The organism is Parabacteroides sp. Marseille-P3160, from assembly GCF_900162725.1.
In the GTDB taxonomy this organism is placed as follows: domain Bacteria; phylum Bacteroidota; class Bacteroidia; order Bacteroidales; family Tannerellaceae; genus Marseille-P3160.
In genome coordinates this window covers 4516906-4521687 of sequence record NZ_LT799418.1, presented here as the reverse complement: position 1 = coordinate 4521687, position 4782 = coordinate 4516906, and the positions used below count along the sequence as shown (strand labels likewise).

Below are 4782 nucleotides of genomic sequence, written 5' to 3'. Positions count from 1 at the left end.
AGCCTATTTTGCCAGAGCAAGTATGTACGCCCGTTTGATTTCACATTTTGGAGATGTTGTGTATGTGACGGAAGTAATTAGTATAGAAGATGCTTTTAAGATCGGACGTTCTCCTAAATCGGAAATCATTCCGAAAGTCTATGAGGATTTTGATAAAGCGGCCGCTCATTTGCCGGTTTCTTATAGTGGCTCCAGCTCTCAAAGGGCGACTAAAGGAGCGGCATTGGCATTAAAAGCCCGTTTTGCATTGTATAATGGTGATTGGGCGATAGCGGCTGAAGCGGCTAAGGCCTGTATGGATTTGGATAAATACAAATTGCACTCTGATTTTACGAACTTGTTTTTGACAACAACCCGAAATGCGGAAGAATCTATTTTTGTCATTCCACGTTCGATTGTAAACAAAGTCACGATTGGTAACGGTACGGTTCTGAATGCAATTACCCGGAATCCGGGAGGTTGGGCAGCCATGGATCCTTCGTGGGATCTATTAGCCGCTTTTCTCTGTACGGATGGACTTCCGATCGATGAATCCCCCTTGTTTAACCCTCAAAGGCCGTTTGATAACAGGGATCCACGATGTAGCGCCACTATTGTTGCTTTCGGTACCGGCCACCTTGGTTTTGATTATGATCCGCATCCGGATGCGATCAACGTGATGAATTATAATACGGGTAAGATGCAAAAGAATAATGATAATCGTGCGAATGCGCAGTTTGCTTCTTTTAATGCGTTGGTATGGAAAAAAGGAATAGATGAAACCTGGTTGGAGAATGGAAATGATGCCGATCCGGATAAGATTATCATTCGCTATGCCGATGTCTTATTGATCTATGCCGAAGCTAAGATCGAATTAAATCAAATTGACGAATCGGTATTGAATGCGATTAATTTAGTCCGGGCGCGGGCCTATGGTGTGCCTGTTTCCGCTTCCGGTCAATATCCTAAAGTGATAACAACGACACAGTCTGAATTACGTAGGATTGTACGTTTGGAACGTCGGATGGAATTTGCAAAGGAAGGTCTTCGTTATATGGATCTTGTCCGTTGGAAATTGGCAAGCAAGGCCTTGAGAAACAAAAGTTACGGAATTTTGTATCCGGCTTCTTTATTGAAAGAAAAAGTGGCGGATAAAGGACTTTGGTTTTGGCCGACGACTCCTAAAATTGATGAAGATGGCGTTCCTGATTTCACTGAGATGGAAAAAGCCGGACAAATTGCGGTCTTGTCACAACGTGCTTGGGACGATAGACAGTACCTATGGCCAATTCCTACAAAAGAAGTACTTATTAACGAGAATTTGAAGCAAAATCCCGGTTATTAAAAGAAAGAAGGAATAATTTTAGTCTAAAAATAGTAGGCTCCTCTATTTATCCTTATAAATTTGAGGAGCCTTTATTCTATAAATGATCATTATGAATTTAAAAACTTGTGCTTTAGGAGTGGCAATATTGACCACTTTGAGTTGTTCAACTCAGAAAAATAATTCTGAAATACCCGATTCGATTTCGGGTATTTATCCCGGTTTAGCCTACTATAATAACGAGGGCGAATGCGGTACGGGTGCAGTTGTTCCCTGGGCGGGTCGCCTCTGGGTTATCACTTACGGTCCCCACTTGCCTTATGGCTCGTCGGATAAGCTGTATGAGATATCGTCGGACTATAAGCAAACGGTTCGTCCGGAGAGTATCGGTGGAACGCCTGCCAACCGGATGATCCACCGGGAATCGAATCAGTTATTTATCGGTCCTTATGCGATAGATAGTACCGGCGGCGTGCGGGTCATTCCCTGGCAGGAAGCTCCGGGCAGATATACGGGAACCGCTCGCCATTTGACTGATCCTGCGAATAAATTGTATATCGGAACGATGGAGGAGGGTTTCTATGAGGTAGATGTCCATTTGTTAAAGGTCACGGAGCTGTATAAAGACGGGAATGTAATTAAAAAAGAGCATAAGGATTCCGATGTCAATCCACCCAACGATTTGCTGAAGGGCGCCCATGGGAAAGGCCTGTATTCCGGTCAGGGCGTTTTGGTTTATTCCAATAACGGGGAAGCGACCGAGGAGGCGTTGCATAAATTCGATGTTGAAGCCGGTTCCCTTTCCGAATGGAATGGAAAGGAGTGGAAACTGGTTCGGCGCAATCAGTTTACGGAAATAACCGGCCCCGGCGGAATCTATGGAAATGCGAATCCGGAGACTGATCCCCTCTGGGCGGTAGGATGGGATCATAAATCCATTCTGCTGGGTGTTCGCGAGCCTGATAAAGGATGGACGTTTTATCGTTTGCCGAAAGCAAGTCATAGTTACGACGGAGCCCATGGATGGAATACGGAATGGCCTCGGATCCGGAATGTGGGTACGGAAGAAAAGCCGGATTATCTGATGACGATGCATGGGATGTTCTGGCATTTCCCCGGGACGTTTACTGTCGCCAACAGCACAGGCATTCGTCCCCGTTCCGCCTATCTGAAGGTGATCGGTGATTTTGCCAGATGGAACGATCAATTGGTCTTCGGTTGCGACGACTCTGCCCAAAAGGAATTTCTGAATAAACGGAAAGCCAAGGGGAATATAGAAGGTCCCGGACAGTCCAATTCCAACTTGTGGTTTACTTCCGTTTCCAAGCCTGACGAATTAGGTCCGGCGACAGCCGAGGGAGCTGTGTGGGCGAAAGAAAAGGTGAAAGCGAATGAATATTCGGAACCGTTTCTATTCAGTGGCTGGCCCCATCGTCAAAGCTGGGTGAAAAATGATGGCAATATCCCGGTTTCTATTACGTATGAAGTGGATAAGAAGGGGAACAATCAATGGACGGAGCTCAAGACCGTAAAGTTGGAAGCCGGAAAGGCGGTGAATGTCGATTTTGTTTCCGCAGAGACGGGAGAATGGATTCGGGCCAAATCAGATCGGGGAACAACATTGACTCTAACGTTTTCCTATACCATTGCCGACCGGAGACAGAATGCTCCGGATGCAATCTTTAAAGGTCTGACGGAAATCAAGGAAACATCTGCTTTGGGTGGATTGCTTTATGGTTTAGGGGATAATCGCCGGGCGCTTGGATTATTGGCCAACACGACAATCGATGGTAAAACCTCTGAAACGGGTTATTATGAGATGGGTGAACAACTAAAGCTGGAACGTAAGGATGATGTTAAGACGGCTGATTTTATCCGGGAGAAATTTGCGATTCCGCAGCAAGCCGTTGAGATTGAGAAGGGCTCTGTGTTGATAGTGGATGATAAAGGACGCAGATGGCGGCTTCCATTAGGCGATGAGACCTATACTTCTCTAACCAATCAGGGAGTATTACGCATTTGCCGTGAGGTGGCAACCGAGCGTGATTTGTTAAACTGTCATGGTACTTTCTATGAGTTGCCGGCCGAAAATGCCGATGGATATGCTAAAATCCGTCCGATCGCCTCCCATTCTTACCGGATCAACGACTATGCTTCTTATCGCGGAATGCTTATCTTTACAGGCCTTACGCCGGAAGAGGGTAAAAACAATCCGCATGTGATTGTATCGGAAGACGGGAAAGCGGCTGTATGGGCAGGAGTGATCGACGACCTTTGGAAATTAGGGAAACCGGTTGGCAAGGGAGGTCCTTGGGTGGAATCCGATGTAAAGGCGAAGATTCCTTCCGACCCTTACTTAATTGGTTTTTATGACCAACGTACGTTAACCTTATCGCATCAATCTTCAAAACCGGTAAAAATAACGGTGGAAGTGGATCCGACAGGGAATGGGGATTGGATGGAATACGCCGTCTATACCGTTCAGCCGGGAGAAAAACAGACAGATCTGTTCCCTGAATCTTTTCAGGCCCGCTGGATCCGGTTCATCTCGGATACAGATACAAACGTGACTACATGGTTGGAATATAAATAGAATATTATTATGAGAAAAAGCAATGCAATCTTACTTCTTTTGTTATTTATAAGTGTGATGTCGGCACGAGCCGCCTCTCTTTTTGTGGAGGCGGAGAGCTTTCAACAAAAGGGAGGCTGGGTAGTTGACCAGCAGTTTATGGACCTGATGGGCTCTTCCTACTTGCTGGCTCATGGGCTGGGAAAAACGGTGAATGACGCTACGACATCTATTACTTTCCCGGAAAAAGGAACCTATTATGTATTCGTTCGTACGTATAACTGGACTTCCCCCTGGCATAAGGGGGAAGGTCCGGGGCGGTTTACGCTTTTGGTCGGTAATAAACGATTGGCGACCGATCTGGGAACGCAGGGTACGGAATGGATGTGGCAGTCCGCCGGAAAGGTTTCAGTGAAGGAGGGTGAACAGAAACTGACCCTTCGTGATTTGACGGGCTTTGACGGCCGATGTGACGCGATTTACTTTACCACGGATGAAAAAGATGTGCCGCCTTCCGACCTGAAACAACTATCCTCTTTCCGCAGGAAGGCATTGGGGCTTCCGGATCAACCGCAGGATGCCGGAAGTTATGATCTGGTGGTCGTCGGTGGGGGAGTAGCTGGTATCAGCGCGGCGGTATCGGCTGCCCGCCTGGGGTGTAAAGTGGCTTTGATCCATGATCGCCCGGTACTAGGGGGAAACAACAGTTCGGAGATCCGTGTCCATCTGGGCGGACGGATCGAAGCGGGCCCTTATAAGGAACTGGGCAATCTCCAGAAAGAATTCGGACCGGAAAAGGGAGGAAACGCCCAGCCCGGCGATTATTACGAGGATGCAAAGAAATGGGAGGTTGTAACGAATGAGAAAAACATCAGCCTGTTTTCCAACTTCCGTGCCTTTGGAGTGA

General features: G+C 47.0%; 3 protein-coding genes. All 3 read left to right on the top strand.

Annotation, left to right across the window (positions count from 1 at the left end; translation table 11 throughout):
• A partial coding sequence (locus tag BQ8014_RS17985; RefSeq protein ID WP_080906051.1) for a RagB/SusD family nutrient uptake outer membrane protein occupies positions 1–1324 on the top strand: 1324 nt, incomplete at its 5' end.
• A 91-nt stretch (positions 1325–1415) separates the two neighbouring features.
• Positions 1416–3896: a hypothetical protein gene (locus tag BQ8014_RS17980; protein WP_080906050.1), complete on the top strand. Its 2481-nt coding sequence runs from the start codon at positions 1416–1418 to the stop codon at positions 3894–3896.
• 9 nt (positions 3897–3905) lie between these two features.
• Positions 3906–4782: FAD-dependent oxidoreductase (locus BQ8014_RS17975; RefSeq protein ID WP_139785169.1), on the top strand; the 877-nt coding region annotated here is incomplete at its 3' end.

What these genes read in the sequence shown, in the direction of transcription:
- BQ8014_RS17980 (WP_080906050.1), top strand. Translation starts at nt 1,416, where the DNA reads ATGAATTTAAAAACTTGTGCTTTAGGAGTGGCAATATTGACCACTTTG.